Below are 15,345 nucleotides of genomic sequence, written 5' to 3'. Positions count from 1 at the left end.
CGGGGCGCCCGGGCTGGATGCCAGTCCTGGCGGGTTAGCCGATGAAAAACATCGCGATGCAGCACGCGAGCCCCAGCGTCCAGAGAATCGACCTCGTATTGGCCCAGTCGGCGAGATAGGCGCCGATGTATCCGGCCCTTGCGGCGACGAAGGCCATGGCCAGAGCGTCGAGCAGCGGCTGTGAGGCTTGCTGGTGCTCGGCGACGAGAACGCCGGCGATGAAGATCGGCAGTGTTTCGAAGCTGTTCAACTGAGCGGCGTTCGCGCGCGCCTGCCACCCTTGCAGGCTGGCCAGCCACTGGCGCGGGCTGTGGTTATCGAAGCCGCCGTCACGGCGCGGCTTGCCGAAGCCTTTCGACTTGGCGATCCAGGCGCAGGCGATGGGAAGCAGGCAGGCAACCAGAATGCAGCCTTCGGCGATGGTCATTGTGCACCTCAAGAGCGTGGGAACGTGCCGTTCCGTTGAGTCGGTCGCTCCAGACTAGCTCACGCGTGGGCAGGCATTGAGTGCCGAGCCGTTTATTTGCCCGACTTTACCCATCGCGCCACCTCGTTCCGCCGTCGCATTGGTGCGCAGTGCCGACGCTCGCTCACCACGGCGATGCATGGTGAGCGATGAGCGCGTGCTACTTCCTACACGCGGAAGCGGCTGACCAGCGCCTGCAGCTCGTTGCCGAGGCGAGCCAGCTCGATACTCGATGCGGCGGTTTCGTCGCTGGCCGTTGCGGTCTGTTCGGAGATGTCGCGCACATTCACCACGCTGCGGCTGATCTCCTCGGCCACGGCGCTCTGCTCTTCGGCGGCGGTGGCGATCTGCTGGTTCATGGCCTGGATGTTCGAGACCTTGGCGGTGATGTCGTTGAGCGCCAGCCCGGCCTTGCGGGTGAGCTCGACGCTGCTTTCGGTCAGTTCGTGGCTGTTCTGCATAGCGACGGCGACCTGTTGCGTGCCCTGTTGCAGGGCGGCGACCAATTGCTCGATCTCTTCGGTCGATTTCTGCGTCCGCTGAGCCAGGCCGCGTACCTCGTCGGCCACCACCGCGAAGCCACGTCCCGCTTCACCGGCGCGCGCCGCCTCGATGGCCGCGTTGAGCGCGAGCAGGTTGGTCTGCTCGGCGACCGTCTTGATCACGTCCATGACGCTGCCGATCCGGTTGCTTTCGGACTCCAGCCGGGCCATGGCTTCGGTCGAGCGGAGCATCTCCTCGGACAATCGTTTGATCTGGCTGACCGCCTCGGAAACCACCGCGTCGCCCGCGCGTGCTTCGCGATCCGCCGCGCTGGCGGCTTGCGAGGCATCCTCGGCGTTGCGCGCCACTTCCTGCACCGTGGCGGACATCTCGTGCATGGCCGTTGCGACCTGGTCGGTCTCGACCTTCTGGCCGTTCATGCCGGCGCTGGTTTGCTCGGTGACTGCCGACAGCTGCTCGGCGGCGCTGGCCATCTGCGTGACGCTGTCGCGGATACCGCCGATGAGCTCGCGCAGGGTCGCCGCCATGCCCATCACGCCCTGCTGCAGCGCACCGATTTCATCCTTGCGCTGGATGCGGCGCTGGTCGGTCAGATCGCCGGCGGCGATGTTCCTGACGACCACCAGGGTATCCGCCAGAGGGCGGGTGATCTGCCGGGTGATCAGCCAGGCGGCCAGCAGGCCGATGAGCAGGGCCAGCACCGCCACCGTGAGCTGGGTGATCCGGGCTTTGGCGGTGTCGTGCTCGAGTCGGGCGGTCTGGGCCTGGGTCAGGGCCTGGCCGAGGCGGTTGATCTCGTTGGTCTCGCGCTCCATTTCCTCGCGGGCGGCGGCGATCGCTTCGGTCTGGGCGACCACGGCCTCGAGCGCTACGAGATAGCCGTCGAGCGCCTGCTCGGTGACGGCCACCTGAGTGGAAACGCCGTTCCCGAGTACCGTCTTCAGGCGTGCGGCCGACTGCCGGGCCAGGCCGATCTGCTGCTCGACCTGGGCCGCGACCTCGGCGGTGGGGGTGATGTTGTAGCCGCGCATCTGATAGCGCACCAGTTGCCAGTTCATGCGCAGGTCGGCAATCGCCTCGAGGCCCGCGTAGCGATTGTCCGCATGGATCGACGACTGCTCCACCGCCTTGCCCATGGCGGCGATCGGCTCGCTGGCCAGCGCGGCGTGCTTGCCCATGTCCGCACGGGCCGCGTTGCCGGTGACATAGGCGTCGCGCATCCTGTTCAGCGATGCGCGGTAGTGCTGGATCTGCTCGCGCTGCTTTTGCAGAAGCGCCGTGTCTTCCGGGTCGGTGAAGCTCGGCGAGACCTCATCGAGGCGGGTCGCAAAGCGCTCCAGAGCCTGGTTGACGGCCTCGGCCGACTTCGCATCGCCGTTGGCGAGCATGTACTGCAGGCGCGTGACCCGCAGGTCGCTCAGCGCGGCGTTCAGCGAAGCGATCTGCTCCATCAGGGCGCTGCGCTGCGTCACGCTGCCCAGGCTGAGCCAGCCGGAGGCCGCCAGCACAGCCGTCAGCAACAGCACCGAGCCGAAGCCGATCGCCAGCTTCCGGGTCATGCCGAGGTCGGCGAACCAGTTCTTCATTCGATTGTTCTCCTGAACATGGATGGGTTCCTTGTGCCTCCCTCGGCCTGACGCTGGCTCAGTAGACGAACGTCAGCAGCGCGTTGAAGATCAGCGCCGCGACGAAACCCAGCGGCGCCGCGCGGAACAGCAGCTGCGGGAAGAGCGAGGTGCGGCTCTGCTCCGTGGGGCACGAGCCGAGGATCAGGCTGCCGCCCGAGGAGAACGGCGAGATCGAGGTGGCCTGGGCGCCGACGACGATGGCGATGAACAGGATCATCGGGTCAATCCCCAGCGCCGAGGCGATCGGCGGCACCATCGGGAACAGGGCCGGCGTGACCACCCCCAGCGTGCTGGAGAACAGCGACATGAACGCCGCCACCACGCCGAAGACGATCGGCACCAGGATCGGCGGGATGCTGTTGCCGATCCACGACGCCAGGATGTCGATGGTGCCCGCCTTGATGGCCACCGAGATGAGCATGCCGACACCGCAGATCATGATCAGCGTGGCCCAGGGCACCGAGGCCATGGCCTTGCGCTCGTCGCCCAGCTTCAGCAGCAGCGCGATGACCGAGAACAGGCTGGCGATCAGGCCGATGTCCATCTTCGAGTTGATGAAGCCGACCGTCGCGTTGTCCGGCAGGGCGATGCTGGCGATCGGCGCCGCCAGCACGATGGTCATCATCGCCAGCGTCAGCCACAGCGTCATCTTCTGCTCGCGGTTGAGCGGCGTCGGCTCGGTCGCAACGTAGGCCGAGGCCTTCATCGCCTTGCCATGCCCGGTCATGAACACCAGCACGGAGATCACCAGCAGCGGAATGATCAGCGTACTGACGAAGATGCCCGCGGCATTGATGAAGGCCTCGTTTTCCGGGATGCCGGCGTTCGCCATCAGGCCGCGGAAGATGATGCCGCTCTGGCTCGAAACGAAGTTGGCGCCACTCAAGGCACCGTAGTTGACCGCCATCCCGCCGGTGATCAGGCTCATGCCGGTGCGCTCGCAGAGCAGCAGGGTGATCGGCGCCATGAACGCCAGCACCGTGTAATACCCCGCGCCCATCGCCGAAATGACCGTTGCGGTGAAGAACACCGCGAACGGCAGCAATTGCGGCACCGTGCGGCATTGATAGATCAGATGCTCGGCGAGTTTCTCCAGGGTGCCGTTGACCGTGGCGAAGCTGTAGAACAGGCAGACCGAGAAGATGATGAAGAAAATCTTCAGCGGCCACAGGCTGATGACTTCGGAAGGGCTGAGGCCCATCCCGAAACAGCCGATCAGGTAGGCGAAGGCAATGGCGAACAGACCGATGTTGATCTTGGTCTTGTAGCCGAGGGCGACGGCGACGACGATAGCCGCGACAACGAGCAGGCTCATCATGTGGAAGTGTCCTGTTGTTATGGATCGTTTAGCGGTTGACGCCGAAGCCGAACAGCTTCGCCGGGTTATCCGTCAGCACCTGGGCGCGTTCGTCCGCGTCCGGCAGCAACGCCTCGATGAATGCAACCTGCCGGTCGTAATCGGTCTGGTCCTCGAACTGCGTATTAGGCCAGTCGCTGCCCCAGAGGAAGCGCCCGATGCCACCGCTGGCCTCGCGTACCTGCGCCAGCACCTGCGCCGCCTGGGCCAGGTCGGATTGGCTGCGGTACGCGGCAGACAACTTGAGCCATACGCGCTCGTCGCTCAGCAACTCCAGAAACGCCTGGTGGCTGGGTTTACCAGTGTCGATGCCGCCAGTCGGCAGCCCGAAATGGTCGATCACCACGTGGACGCCGCAGGCCAGGATGGCCGGCACGATAGACGCCACGTCCTCGATACCACGCTGGATCTCCACCTGCCAGCCGCGAAGGGCCAGTCGCTCGAACAGGGCGGTCCAGGCCGGGCCACTGTAGTTGGCCAGTGACTTGCCGATGAGGTTCAGGCGGATGCCGACCACGCCGGCCTCGGCCAGCTCATCCAGCTGGTTCTCGCTGACCTCCGCGTCGACCACCGCAACGGCACGCAAACGCTGCGGATAGCGACGCAGCGCATCCAGCATGAAGCTGTTGTCGGTGCCGAGGAAGCTCGGCTGGATCAGCACGCCGTGGGACAGGCCGTGGCGATCGAGATGCTCGAGGTACCGCTCCACCGGTGCATCGTAATCCGGGCTGTAGCGACGGTTCGGGACCATCGGCAGGTCCTGGCGAAAGATGTGAGCATGTGTGTCCACGCCGGTGAGGGCGGATGGATGGCCGGTCATAAGCGATAACCCTGGTCGATTGTTGTCGTGGCAAGCCGCCGTTCGGCATTGATCGCCTCGGGCCGGAATGCGAAGCCAAGGCTCGCTGCCACTTTTGTACTGACATGTAGTCATATATATGAATGGATGACCATATATTCGGAGAAGGATATCTGTCAATCGATGGGTCGGTGTTAAAGTGGCTCCGCTTTGCAAACGAACGGATCGACATGAACGCCCCGACACTCGGATTCGACGAGCGCCTGCCGCTCTATCAGCGCCTGCGGGAAGAAATGCTGGCCAAGATCGCGGCCGGCGAGTGGACGCCCGGCGCGCCCATTCCCACCGAAGCGGAACTGACCAGGCTTTATGGCGTGGCCATCGGCACGGTGCGCAAGGCCGTGGATACGCTGGTCAACGAAGGCTTGCTGCTGCGCAGCCAGGGTCGCGGCACCTTCGTGCGCCGGCCCAACTTCGACGCCTCGCTGGCGCGCTTCTTTCGCCAGGTGAATGCCAGCGGCGGCCGTGAGATCCCCGCCAGCCGAATTCTCGCCAGGACGGTGCAGGAGCCGTCGCCGACGGTGGCCGCGGCGCTGGAGCTGAACGCCGGCGAGCAGGTCATCCACCTGGAGCGCCTGCGCACGGTCGAAGGCCGCACCCTGTTCCACGAGGAAATCTGGCTGCCCGCCACGCGCTTCGGCGCGTTGCTGGATATCGACACCGAGGACTTCGGCGAGCTGCTCTATCCGTTCTACGAGAAACAGTGCGGCCAGTGCATCGCCTCGGCCAGGGAAACCCTCACCGTCGGCGCCGCCGACAACGCCATGGCCAGCATCCTCGCGATCGACGAGGGCGCGCCGGTGGTCAGCATCGAGCGCACCGCCCTGGGCTACGACCGCTTCCCGCTGGAATACCGCCTGTCCCGCGCCGCCGCCGAGGGCTTCCGCTACCAAATCGATATTTCATGAGCGAAAACCGTAGGGTGGAAAACGGCAAAGCCTTTTCCACGCGTCGCTTCCAGGTTGCTCCGCTCAACTGACCGGGAGCGGCGCTGCCCCGGCACTCGACACCACGGATACGCTGCGGCTCGGATAGACCTTCGTCATTACCGCCCATTGCAGGGGCGGCGCCGCATCCAGCGTCAGCGTGTTCACTTCGAGCTGGACCTGGGCCGGATCGTTGCCCGCATAGGCGACCGCCTCGTCGATGGCCCGCCGCCAGGCATGTTCATCGAAACCTGCACCCAACAGGATTGCACTTCCCGTCGCGGCAGATTGGTCGCCTGCCAGAAGGCGAGACATGTACCAGAAATCATCCGAGGCGCTGAGGAACAACTTGCCCTGGTTGTAATTGGCGAACGGGACCTTCAGTTCGATGTAGTGGTAGTAGCCAGGCGCCTCGGCATCGCGTACCCACAGGTCGCACTGCTTGGTCGCCCGGTCCATCTGACCGCGCCGCTGATCGAGCCAGACCTTGTACTCCACCCCGACATCATCACCGGCCCGCAACCCGTAGCGCTCGATCAGCCAGAGATACAGCTCGATCTTCAGCCAGCCCTCGAAGCCGTTGCGCAACCGGGAAAGCTCGGACAACGACGGCGCTCGGCGCAACTTCAGGTCGGTGAGGAACGCCAGGAAGGTGTGGGCGACATGGCTGATGCCGGGCATGGAAGATCCTTTTCTCGAGCGGTCAGGGATGAAGTATGGCGGGTAGCGGCGTAACGGTCGTCATTCTCCCGCGTCCCGTCGCATCGTGGGAGAAGAAAACGGCGAAGCCTTCTCCACGCCTTGCCTCGGACTCGCTTATGATGCGCCGCCTCAACAGCCCCGCTTAATCGTCAGGTCACCATGTCCGTCAATGCCCTCTATACCGACCTGTCCGGTTATTACGACCTGATGTGCGCCGATATCGACTATCAGGCGCAGAGCCACTGCGTTCATCGGCTGCAGCAGCTTTTCGGTAACGGTGGCTCCAGGCATCTCGACCTGGCCTGTGGAACTGGGCCGCATGTTCGTCATTTCATCGATAACGGCTATGACAGCGCCGGGCTCGACATCAACCAGCCCATGCTGGACAGAGCGGCCATTCGCTGCCCCGAAGCGCGCTTTTCCCTGCAGGATATGTGCGAGTTCAGGTTGAGCGAGCCGGTGGACCTGATTAGCTGCTTCCTGTACTCCATCCACTACAGCACCGGGATCGAGCGGCTGAAGACCTGCATCGCCAGCGTGCATGGCGCGCTCGAAACGCAGGGTGTCTTCTGCTTCAACGCCGTCGACAAGCACAAGATCGACAACGATCTATTCGTGAAACATACCGCCCGGCATGAAGGCAGCCGATTCACCTTCAGCTCCGGCTGGAATTATTGCGGCGTCGGCGAGAGGCAGTCGCTGAGGCTCAGTATTGAAAAGGCGAGCGCGGAGCAGACCCAGGTATGGCACGACGAGCATCCCATGGTCGCGGTGGGTTTTGGCGAACTGATTGGGCTGTTGGAGCCGTACTTCGAAGTGCATGTGCTCGAGCACGACTACGGGAAGATCGTTCCTTGGAACGAAACGTCGGGGAATGCGCTGTTTGTCTGTGTGAAGATCTGATCCGCGCGGCTTCAGCTGCCGAGGCGTCGGAAAATACGCAGCAGGGTTCGTTGGTGCCCGTCCGTCGGGCGATCAATGCAAATGCTTGGCTACCGCATAGGTCTCGGTGAGGTGCAGTGCCTGTCGGGCCAGTTGGTCGAGCAGGCGATCGCGCTCTTTCTCCGCGTCGCTCATGGCTTTTTCGCCGTGTTGTTTCACGAGGTAGCCGTGAATCTGCCGGACTTCCTTGGAGTGGAAGATCGGCTCCAGGTCCTGAACCGCCAGCATGCCGTTCGAGGCCTGGCTGCGGGTATTCATCACCACCTGGGGGCCACGAGCCGCCAGCGGCAGGAAACCCAGGGCTTCGAAGTACGGCACCTTGCCGGCTACGCAGGCCACTTCCGCGTGGGGGTAACGCGCCACCATCTCTTCGACCATGGCCCGACCGATGCCTTGCCGACGATGACTTTCCTGCACTGCCAGATAGACCAGCGAGCAGGCGTCGGGATCATCGACATACGGCAGGTACAGCGCGAAGCCGAGCAGGCGAACCGGGTCGTCGCCATCCAGTGCCATGATCAGTTCGGGCTTGCCTGCCTGCGCGCCATCCATGCTGTCGAGGTAGCGATGCACCTCGAACCCCACCACGTACTGATACAGCGGGTACAGCGGGTTGCCGGATGTCAGCGAAACCGCGCTGATATCGCCGAGGTAGTCCACCACCATCTGCAGCACCTGGCTTTTCATCGACTCGGGCGGCGGGGTGTCCAGGTGGGTGAGGGTGAACATGTGATGGCTCCGGGTGGCTCGGAAAAGGCAGCATTGTATCGGGCGCCATGCGCCGAGCGGGGAGAGATGACCGATGGCTGACTGATGGCTCTCACGCTCCTGCGTGGGAGCAAACCACCTGACGCTCTGCGTCGCTGCACGGTAGGCGGCGCGTTGTTACCAGTGCGCGACGTGGAGCGTCGAGGGCAGCGTTCCCACGCGGAGCGCGGGAACGATCGCTGTCAGTCGCTCACTGGCGTGGGGCGGGGGTGGCGTCTTGCGCCGCGGACCAGATGCGGTAGCGCACTTCCATGTCGGCGGGCGCGTAGATCACCAGTGGCAGCTTGCTGTTGTAGCGCACCAGTTGAGGCTCGCCGCCCACGTGCACGAAGGCCTGCTTGCGGCTGTCATCGGGGCAGGCCATCAGGGTGCTGACGGCCGGGCCGACCTGGCCCAGTTCGTAATAGGTATAGCCCCAGCCTTGCACGGTCTTTTCCTGCCATTGGCCACCGAGGCGCTGGTGGTTGCAGTCCACTTCCAGAGTCTTGCCGGCAATGATTTCCACCTTGTGCCCGGCTTCGTTGGCCTGGGGCGGCAGGTCGATCACGTGGCGCTGGTAGCCCTCGGCGGCGGTGGGGTAGGGCTTGAGCGCTTCGGGCGTGGCGGCGCAGGCTGCCAGCGGCAGGGTGCAGAGAAGGGCGATCAGAGGCAGTTTGGGCGAGGTCATGAGGAGTCCTTATCGTAGGCCTTGTGGGCCTTCCGTTGATGGCTGTTGCCGGGTTGGCTGAAGCCAGTGACTGTTTTGAGCAATTCCTGAGCCCGGCAAGGCTGCGGTCGTCGGTAGGATACTCGGCACTTGCGGGTGTTCAGGCGCTGATGCGCGATTTCACACGCTTTGCTGTGGTAGCGCAAGGCGCGATCATGCCCGTCGTCTCGTAGGGTGAAAACGGCGAAGCCTTTTCCACGCGTTGCTCAGCATCACCTACGCATCCTGTCCGGTACTGTCGTCGCCGCACCAATCCCCGGAATAGAAACCAGCCCTGACGGCTCGATGGAAACTGGAATAAGGCCAATCGGCAACGCGGTCCACCAAGCCGTGCTTCCGTGGATTCAGATGCACATAGTCGACGTGATGCCGGTAATCGCGTTCGTCCTGAATCAGGTGCTCCCAATAGCGCCGTTGCCAGATACCTCGCTCACCGCGGACGTGTTGGGTCGCCGTCAGCACCTCGGTTTTCGGCAACCTTTTGGCGAAACCGAACTTGATCACCTTCCAGCGCAGAGCGAAATCGGCGTCACCGGCCGGTAACGTCCAGACGCAATGCATGTGGTCGGGCAGCACGACCCAGGCGTCGATATGAAAGGGATGGCGCGCCAGGGTGGCACGTACCGTATCGCGCAGCAGATCGATATGGCGCACAAGCAGATCGCTTCTGCGGTTCAGCAGATTGACCGTGAAGAAATAGGTTGCACCCGGCACCCGTGCGCGGCGGTATCGAGACATGGCGGCTCATCCTTGAGCGTGGCGTGGTCGGTTGATGCGTATCGGTGGATAAGCAAAGCGCTATCCACCCTACGTCATGCACACCCCTGATTCCGTCAACGCATCCGCATGTAGGGTGGAAAACGGCGAAGCCTTTTCCACGCGTCCCTTCCAGGCTCTCTGATCAGACAAGTCTCTGCCCCGACACCTGCTGAATACCGAACTAAATGTGGGCTCAGGCTCCGTCGTCGTGGTCGCTCAGGCTTATCCAATGCTTGCCTTGCCACCACAACACTTCCACGTAGCGTTTTTCCAGCTTCGGCCCGTCGCTCTGCGATGGCCGCGCGAAATCGACGAAGTGCGGCAAGCAATCCTGGCGTAGCCAGCTCTCGAAGCGTTCCGCCTGGGCGGTTGGGCTGTTGACGATCAGACGGTACACGTTGCCCAGGTCGATCAGGCGTAACGGGCGCGTCCCGCTGCCGAAGTTCAGGCCCTGTTGATTGCAGTGACGATGCAGCGCCTCGATGACGTCCGCATAACCCAGAAACAGCGCGAGGTCGCGGCCGTTGAACCAGAGCTGGCCGTCGACGAAATGATGGATGCGAACAGGCTTGCCTTCGAAATGAAGGGTATGAGTGGTAGGCATTTCCTTTACCTCTGTGTGATTGGTCAGCTTTCTTAGGGCTGGCTGGTGCCGGGAGCTAAGAAACCCCACACAGAGGGCCGGACGTATTTCCCTTTCGGGTCTTGTATTAGCCCACTCCCGACGTCGCAGAGGTGTTTTTCTTGCGCGCACGGGCGGGCCGTAGGCACAAAAAAGCCGCGATGTCGGAAGCGGGCAGGCCGCTGTGTGAGGCGTTTCTTAGGCGCCAGCGGCTAGGGTAGGGGGCGTGTGGGAGGTGGTCAAGCTACGAGCCCAGGAACAAGACGCTCGGGGGGGAGCGATACTGATGGTTCCCACGCCGGAGCGGCTGATGGCTCCCATGCTCCTCCTGCGTGGGAGCCAATTCGCGGTGCTCTGCGCAAGCAAGTGTTCCAGACCATCCGGTAGCGAGGAGCGCTGGGCATCAACGCTGCGTAACGATCGATGATCGCTACTAGCAAATGAGCTCGGCCTGCGTCTGGTGAGCCAAGGCCGGAGCGGTGCGCTCAAGTTCCGCCTGAAGCTCTGCCACCAGGACATCAACCCGACGTTGCGCCTGGGCCACCGAGGCAGCCAACAGTTCGCCACCGACTTCCTGGCCTTCGATCGCGATCTGGTGGATGCGAGTGATCCCGATAAACTCAAGCGCTGTCGCCAGGCTGGATTCCAGATGGTTCATATGTGCCATCTCCCCACCGGCGCCAAAGCCTACGCCGCCCCTGGCGGTGAGGATGACCGCATGCCGTGGCCGCTCTGCGAGCAAGGGGACGTAGGGATCGATTGGTTTGGATTCGTCGACCTCAACCGTCCGGCCCAGACGCACGACCTGATCGATCCAGGCCTTGAGCGCCGCGGGCATGCTGAAGTTGTATAGCGGCGTCCCGATTACCAGCACATCGGCTGCTATCAGCTCATCCACCAGTTGGTCGCTTTCCGCCAGCGCGTTCCTCATCCACGGCTCACGGCGCTCTACCGATGTGAAGGCCGAGGCGATCCAGTCATGGTCGATGAACGAGGGCGGGTTCTGGCCTATGTCTCGATAGGTCACGCTGTCCTGCGTATTGCGGGACAGCCATTGGCTGACGAAACGCTGGCTGAGATTGCGGCTGTGGGAGCCGTGGGCGTCCTTGCCGGCAAGGCCGGGGCGGGCGCTGGCATCGAGGTGCAGAAGGTGCGTCATGGTGGGTCTCCTCTGTAGATGAATTCATCTGTCATTCGCGGTAGACCCAGGCTAGGTTTAGGCTCTGTAAGCGACAAACGATCATTATTTCCGGGTACAGATGAGGAAAACTCAGCCATGGCGAACCGCCGCTTGCCCTCGCTTTCCGCCTTGCGCGCCTTCGAAGCGGCCGCCCGCCATGAGAGCGCCAAGCAGGCGGCGGAAGAGCTTTCCGTCACCGCCACGGCCATCAGCCACCAGATTCGCTTGCTGGAAGAATCGCTCGGCGTAGCGCTGTTCCTGCGCAAGCCGCGCAAGCTGGAGTTGACCGATCAGGGCCGTGAGCTGCACCAGGTGCTGGAAACGGCGTTCGACTCCATCGCCACAACGGTCGACCGCCTCAGTGCGGGGCCCTGCCGCCAGGCGATCACGCTCAGCACCACACCAGCGATAGCGGTCCGCTGGCTGGTGCCCTGGGTGTGCATGCTGCGCGATTCTCACCCGGAGATTGATCTGCGCTTTCACACCTCCCACGAACCGGTAGCGCTGGATGGCGTCACGGCCGATATCGCCGTCCGCTATGGCGACGGCCGCTGGCCAGGGCTGGTGGCGGAGAAGCTGTTCGACAACACCTTCGTCCCGACCTGCAGCCCGCTGCTTGGCTTGCATGATGTGGCAGAGCTGCCCAAGCACTCCCTGATCCACTTCCGCGCCCAAGGCGCGACGTCCGCCCCGATTCATTGGTCTGCCTGGCAGAAACTGGCCAACGTGTCAGGCCTGGACGTCAGCGCCGGGCTGGTTTTCTCCGACGAGACCCACGCCATTTCAGCCGCCATCGGTGGGCAAGGCGTGGCGCTGATGAGTCGGCAGTTGATCGAGGATGAGTTGAGGGAGGGGAGGTTGGTGCAGCCGTTTGGGCCGGTGATGCAGGGAAAGCCGTTTCATCTCGTTTATCCGGAGGGGAGGCGGGATGATCCGACGATTAAGGCTGTGAGGGATTGGGTGGTGGGGGTGCCGGGTGGGTTGTGTGAGTTGTAGTTGCGCGTTTGTGGCGCTGCTGTTTTACGAGGTGGGTCGAAACATTGGTTCCGCCCTGCTGGGCGGGTCACTTTTGTCAGTCGCGACAAAAGTAACCAAAAACGCGTGCCCCGCCATCCGGCCCTACGCTTCGCTCCGGGTTCGTTCGCTGCATCGCCGCTTCAGGGGTCGGTTTAAAGGGCCATCCTGGGCCCTTTAAACCTTTCGCCGCATCCATGCGGCTCAACCCCTTACGCAACGATTGCGCTCACTCTTCTGAAAGGGGCGTTTGGTGGCGCCTGTCAACATTTGCATTGGTAGAACCGTAGGGTGGAAAACGGCGAAGCCTTTTCCACGCGTCACTTCCAGGCTACCTCGCTCAATTCCCCCCTTTTGCAGAGGCCTAGGTGTTTAGGTATCGCTTCGTCCAAGCATCATCGAGCTTTTTCAGCCGCGTTTTGCTTAGCCCTCTCCGCCAAGGAACGTGGCGCCATTCCGAATGACGCAGATAGTTAGCTAATCGAAGACACTTCCTCCAAGACCACCACCGATTTAACCTAAACGCTTCCGTGCGAAGCCTAGCCCGATTTAGATGACCAGTTCCCTTCTTAATATTGGCGGCTTGTATTAATTCATAAGGAGGAAGATCTTCAAGCCTCGCTGCCTCGGCCCAAAGTAAATCAATCATGATCAAACAGCGTCTTCGTATTCCATCGTGACAAACGAGCCACGTCGTCATCTCTCTGCGAAGAATATCGTGACGCTTCTCTTCTTCTGTCGGTCCCAACCTTCCGTAAGCTTGCAAATGACTTGAGTTCCCATCAAGGAGCACTCGTAACGGAGCTCCCTGCCTGAGCAGTTCACTTCCAAAGATCGGATAGACGTCTTGTACTTGAATATGACCTTGGAGTACCCGGGAGCAGAGGTCGCTTAGCATCCCGCAAATATTACGTACCGATGCTTGAGCCCACGATGAGGCTACGCTATTGGAAGTGGCCTGCGTCGCCTCGCGAAGGCGTTGCAAGTCTTCATGATGGGCTACTTGGTAGTAATCAGAAGCTCGTCGTCCAAGAAACACTACCGTTGCCCAATCTCCCTTTAGCTCAATCCACCTGCGTCGATACATCTCTGCCCAGTCGAGCCGTTGTTGTTGCCGCTGTCCCAAAAGAATACCAACTTGCGCGCCGCCCACGAGAACTAAAAGCACGGTTGCCAACGCCGTCAGCTGAGCTTCATTCATGCTAGAGCCTTTCGTGTATGTATGACGATAATAGAGGGAGGAGTCGTTCTCGGTTTTTTATTTTTCTGAGATGGAATTTTTCATCTAAGCGGGAAGGTATTACCCAAATATATCATCAAGGTCAACAAAGTCTAGCTCTGGGCAGCCATCTTTGACCCACTTGCAAACCCACTTGTCGGTTGCTGTCATTGTCGGGTTTTGCATTATGTGTGAGATAAATTTGTTCTTCTCGTCATTGGATAGCGCACTTAGCGAATAGATAGAGGCTCGGCGATTCCAAGAGGCAAGGCTAAGTAAATTTTGTTTTGCTTGTTTGGCCCATGCTTGGTTCTTTTGAATGATTGCTGCAGATGAGGCGGCTATGGTGTTCCCTGAGTACACATATTTTCGAATGGCCTGCTCTTGAAGGAGATCGGGATGCCTCGTTAGGAGCCATTCCATCCATACTCTTGTGCTCAAGCTTTCGAGCTTTCTATCGCTACACAAACTAGAAAATAGCGCCTTCAGCTTCAACAAAGCTGCCGAAGGTAGCGAGTCTAAGTACAAGGCTACGTCATTTATCACTGGCCTGAAAAAGGCGATATCGGTGAGTATGAATTCCGCTAGATCTGGGATTTTTTGTGATTTCGCCCTTCGAATGATAGCGCGCAAAACGGCAAGATCGACATAGCCAAAATTCTTGGCTCTCACCAGAGCATCCAGCAGGGTCTGCGATAGATTATCTTCGCTAGTGTTGTCCTCAGCATCATCTAACGCATCGGCATCTTCAGGCTCTTCATATATTTCATACGGATTCCCTGCTTCAATGTCGTTTAGAATTTCTAGCTTCTCGAGTTGATATTGGTTTTGAAGCTCTTCATGAAGAAATTCGTCAGTGGTTCTGATGCTGGTTTTTTCACCGGACAAGCTAAGTCGATGTTGGTCGTGCAAGTAAATAACCAATCTTTCAAGGATTTCTTCTAGCTCTTTCTGCGAGTCGGAGAATATACGGATGTCATCTACGTACCGAACATGCTCCACGTGGTTGTTTGCAATGAATTGATCGATGTCAATCAATATAGCTTCTGCAAGTACAACTGACGCGGCAGGGCCAACGGGGATTCCTTGGGAAGCCTTGTTATTTAATCGCATCAAAAAGTTTTCGATGGTGGATCCGATCTTCGGAAAGGTGCTTACAGCTTCAATAGAGTTGGCGATGCGATGAAGGTATATTTGATTATAAAAATCACTAATGTCGGTAGAGAGTACGTAATTGTGCCGGCTGGATAGAAGTTCGCAGCTATTTCGATATAGCGGGAACCCTGAGCCATGGGCGAAGAAACTCGAGTCGGTCGGAGATATGCGGTAGGAACAAGCAACGGAAGGTACCATTCTTGCTTGTTCTATGTCGGCGGCGCAAATATAGACGAGGGCTGTGTAGATGAGGGCGTCTAAGGGTTCAAGTTGGTGTACCACACGATAGCCACCCTTCGCTTTGAGCCAAGGTAGTACTTTCGGATTCGTCGTCTGAAGTTGTTGTATGGGAGTTGAGATCAGGTACTGTTTGACTTCTTCCCATGAATGCCAAAGCGCCTTGAACTCGAATGGCTTGGGGTAGAAGTCAGTGTCGTAAAACCAGAAAATATGTTGCCTTGCAAACTCAAGCGATTCATCCGTGAGCATGAAGCCACCTTCAGGCAATCTTAGATGAGCCAAGGCAACACGCTGCCTT

The 15,345-nt window shown here is 60.5% G+C and carries 15 protein-coding genes; 3 read left to right on the top strand and 12 right to left on the bottom strand.

The features are described from left to right. Positions 1–34 precede the first annotated feature (34 nt). From EA795_RS10750 to EA795_RS10735, 4 genes are all read right to left on the bottom strand, one after another. Positions 35–427: an MAPEG family protein gene (locus EA795_RS10750; RefSeq protein ID WP_122077174.1), complete on the bottom strand. Its 393-nt coding sequence runs from the start codon at positions 425–427 to the stop codon at positions 35–37. 206 nt (positions 428–633) lie between these two features. Next, on the bottom strand, positions 634–2,556 hold the full coding sequence (locus EA795_RS10745; protein WP_122077171.1) for a HAMP domain-containing methyl-accepting chemotaxis protein: 1,923 nt from the start codon (positions 2,554–2,556) through the stop codon (positions 634–636). 58 nt (positions 2,557–2,614) lie between these two features. Next, on the bottom strand, positions 2,615–3,916 hold the full coding sequence (locus EA795_RS10740; RefSeq protein ID WP_122077168.1) for an SLC13 family permease: 1,302 nt from the start codon (positions 3,914–3,916) through the stop codon (positions 2,615–2,617). Positions 3,917–3,944: 28 nt separating this feature from the next. Continuing rightward, positions 3,945–4,775 (bottom strand): amidohydrolase family protein, encoded by an 831-nt coding sequence (locus EA795_RS10735; RefSeq protein WP_122077165.1) that lies wholly within the window; start codon positions 4,773–4,775, stop codon positions 3,945–3,947. 209 nt (positions 4,776–4,984) lie between these two features. On the opposite strand from EA795_RS10735, the gene EA795_RS10730 reads away from it, so the two are divergent. Next, positions 4,985–5,722: a GntR family transcriptional regulator gene (locus EA795_RS10730; protein ID WP_122077162.1), complete on the top strand. Its 738-nt coding sequence runs from the start codon at positions 4,985–4,987 to the stop codon at positions 5,720–5,722. Positions 5,723–5,785: 63 nt separating this feature from the next. Here EA795_RS10730 and EA795_RS10725 read toward each other — a convergent pair whose 3' ends face one another. Beyond that, positions 5,786–6,421, bottom strand: coding sequence for a hypothetical protein (locus tag EA795_RS10725; RefSeq protein ID WP_122077160.1), 636 nt, complete (start codon positions 6,419–6,421; stop codon positions 5,786–5,788). A 180-nt stretch (positions 6,422–6,601) separates the two neighbouring features. Here EA795_RS10725 and EA795_RS10720 point away from each other — a divergent pair, with 180 nt between their 5' ends. Then, the gene (locus EA795_RS10720) at positions 6,602–7,345 is read left to right on the top strand and encodes a class I SAM-dependent DNA methyltransferase (RefSeq protein ID WP_122077157.1); all 744 of its coding nucleotides are present in this window, start codon (positions 6,602–6,604) and stop codon (positions 7,343–7,345) included. A 72-nt stretch (positions 7,346–7,417) separates the two neighbouring features. Here EA795_RS10720 and EA795_RS10715 read toward each other — a convergent pair whose 3' ends face one another. The 5 genes from EA795_RS10715 to EA795_RS10695 all read right to left on the bottom strand — a co-directional run bounded on the left by EA795_RS10715 (position 7,418) and on the right by EA795_RS10695 (position 11,398). Continuing rightward, positions 7,418–8,113 carry a GNAT family N-acetyltransferase gene (locus EA795_RS10715; RefSeq protein WP_122077154.1) on the bottom strand — a complete coding sequence of 232 codons (696 nt, stop codon included), beginning with the start codon at positions 8,111–8,113 and terminating at the stop codon, positions 7,418–7,420. A gap of 229 nt (positions 8,114–8,342) precedes the next feature. After that, complete coding sequence (eco, locus tag EA795_RS10710; protein ID WP_122077152.1) at positions 8,343–8,819, bottom strand: serine protease inhibitor ecotin; 477 nt, start codon at positions 8,817–8,819, stop codon at positions 8,343–8,345. Between the two features lie 255 nt (positions 8,820–9,074). Beyond that, entirely contained in the window at positions 9,075–9,596 is a 522-nt protein-coding gene (locus EA795_RS10705) for an REP-associated tyrosine transposase (RefSeq protein WP_122077149.1), read from the bottom strand. A 214-nt stretch (positions 9,597–9,810) separates the two neighbouring features. Continuing rightward, positions 9,811–10,221 (bottom strand): BRO-N domain-containing protein, encoded by a 411-nt coding sequence (locus tag EA795_RS10700; protein WP_122077146.1) that lies wholly within the window; start codon positions 10,219–10,221, stop codon positions 9,811–9,813. 451 nt (positions 10,222–10,672) lie between these two features. Then, positions 10,673–11,398, bottom strand: coding sequence for an FMN-dependent NADH-azoreductase (locus EA795_RS10695; protein WP_122077145.1), 726 nt, complete (start codon positions 11,396–11,398; stop codon positions 10,673–10,675). 117 nt (positions 11,399–11,515) lie between these two features. Here EA795_RS10695 and EA795_RS10690 point away from each other — a divergent pair, with 117 nt between their 5' ends. After that, a complete protein-coding gene (locus tag EA795_RS10690; protein WP_122077142.1) occupies positions 11,516–12,415 on the top strand; it encodes a LysR substrate-binding domain-containing protein in 900 nt (299 codons plus the stop codon). A gap of 382 nt (positions 12,416–12,797) precedes the next feature. Here EA795_RS10690 and EA795_RS20910 read toward each other — a convergent pair whose 3' ends face one another. Both EA795_RS20910 and EA795_RS10685 read right to left on the bottom strand, forming a co-directional pair. Next, positions 12,798–13,634, bottom strand: coding sequence for a hypothetical protein (locus EA795_RS20910; protein ID WP_147456296.1), 837 nt, complete (start codon positions 13,632–13,634; stop codon positions 12,798–12,800). Between the two features lie 99 nt (positions 13,635–13,733). Next, positions 13,734–15,296 carry an RNA-directed DNA polymerase gene (locus EA795_RS10685; RefSeq protein ID WP_122077139.1) on the bottom strand — a complete coding sequence of 521 codons (1,563 nt, stop codon included), beginning with the start codon at positions 15,294–15,296 and terminating at the stop codon, positions 13,734–13,736. Between the last annotated feature and the right edge of the window lie 49 nt (positions 15,297–15,345).

The organism is Stutzerimonas nitrititolerans (assembly GCF_003696285.1).
Lineage (GTDB): Bacteria > Pseudomonadota > Gammaproteobacteria > Pseudomonadales > Pseudomonadaceae > Stutzerimonas > Stutzerimonas nitrititolerans.
This window is presented reverse-complemented; position numbering and strand designations above follow the sequence as displayed.

Excerpts from the sequence above, each read along its gene's own strand:
- EA795_RS20910 (WP_147456296.1), bottom strand. The coding sequence starts at position 13,634 with ATGAATGAAGCTCAGCTGACGGCGTTGGCAACCGTGCTTTTAGTTCTC.
- EA795_RS10700 (WP_122077146.1), bottom strand. The coding sequence starts at position 10,221 with ATGCCTACCACTCATACCCTTCATTTCGAAGGCAAGCCTGTTCGCATC.
- EA795_RS10720 (WP_122077157.1), top strand. The coding sequence starts at position 6,602 with ATGTCCGTCAATGCCCTCTATACCGACCTGTCCGGTTATTACGACCTG.
- EA795_RS10745 (WP_122077171.1), bottom strand. The coding sequence starts at position 2,556 with ATGAAGAACTGGTTCGCCGACCTCGGCATGACCCGGAAGCTGGCGATC.
- EA795_RS10735 (WP_122077165.1), bottom strand. The coding sequence starts at position 4,775 with ATGACCGGCCATCCATCCGCCCTCACCGGCGTGGACACACATGCTCAC.
- eco (WP_122077152.1), bottom strand. The coding sequence starts at position 8,819 with ATGACCTCGCCCAAACTGCCTCTGATCGCCCTTCTCTGCACCCTGCCG.
- EA795_RS10695 (WP_122077145.1), bottom strand. The coding sequence starts at position 11,398 with ATGACGCACCTTCTGCACCTCGATGCCAGCGCCCGCCCCGGCCTTGCC.
- EA795_RS10705 (WP_122077149.1), bottom strand. The coding sequence starts at position 9,596 with ATGTCTCGATACCGCCGCGCACGGGTGCCGGGTGCAACCTATTTCTTC.
- EA795_RS10725 (WP_122077160.1), bottom strand. The coding sequence starts at position 6,421 with ATGCCCGGCATCAGCCATGTCGCCCACACCTTCCTGGCGTTCCTCACC.
- EA795_RS10690 (WP_122077142.1), top strand. The coding sequence starts at position 11,516 with ATGGCGAACCGCCGCTTGCCCTCGCTTTCCGCCTTGCGCGCCTTCGAA.
- EA795_RS10740 (WP_122077168.1), bottom strand. The coding sequence starts at position 3,916 with ATGATGAGCCTGCTCGTTGTCGCGGCTATCGTCGTCGCCGTCGCCCTC.
- EA795_RS10730 (WP_122077162.1), top strand. The coding sequence starts at position 4,985 with ATGAACGCCCCGACACTCGGATTCGACGAGCGCCTGCCGCTCTATCAG.
- EA795_RS10750 (WP_122077174.1), bottom strand. The coding sequence starts at position 427 with ATGACCATCGCCGAAGGCTGCATTCTGGTTGCCTGCCTGCTTCCCATC.
- EA795_RS10715 (WP_122077154.1), bottom strand. The coding sequence starts at position 8,113 with ATGTTCACCCTCACCCACCTGGACACCCCGCCGCCCGAGTCGATGAAA.
- EA795_RS10685 (WP_122077139.1), bottom strand. The coding sequence starts at position 15,296 with ATGCTCACGGATGAATCGCTTGAGTTTGCAAGGCAACATATTTTCTGG.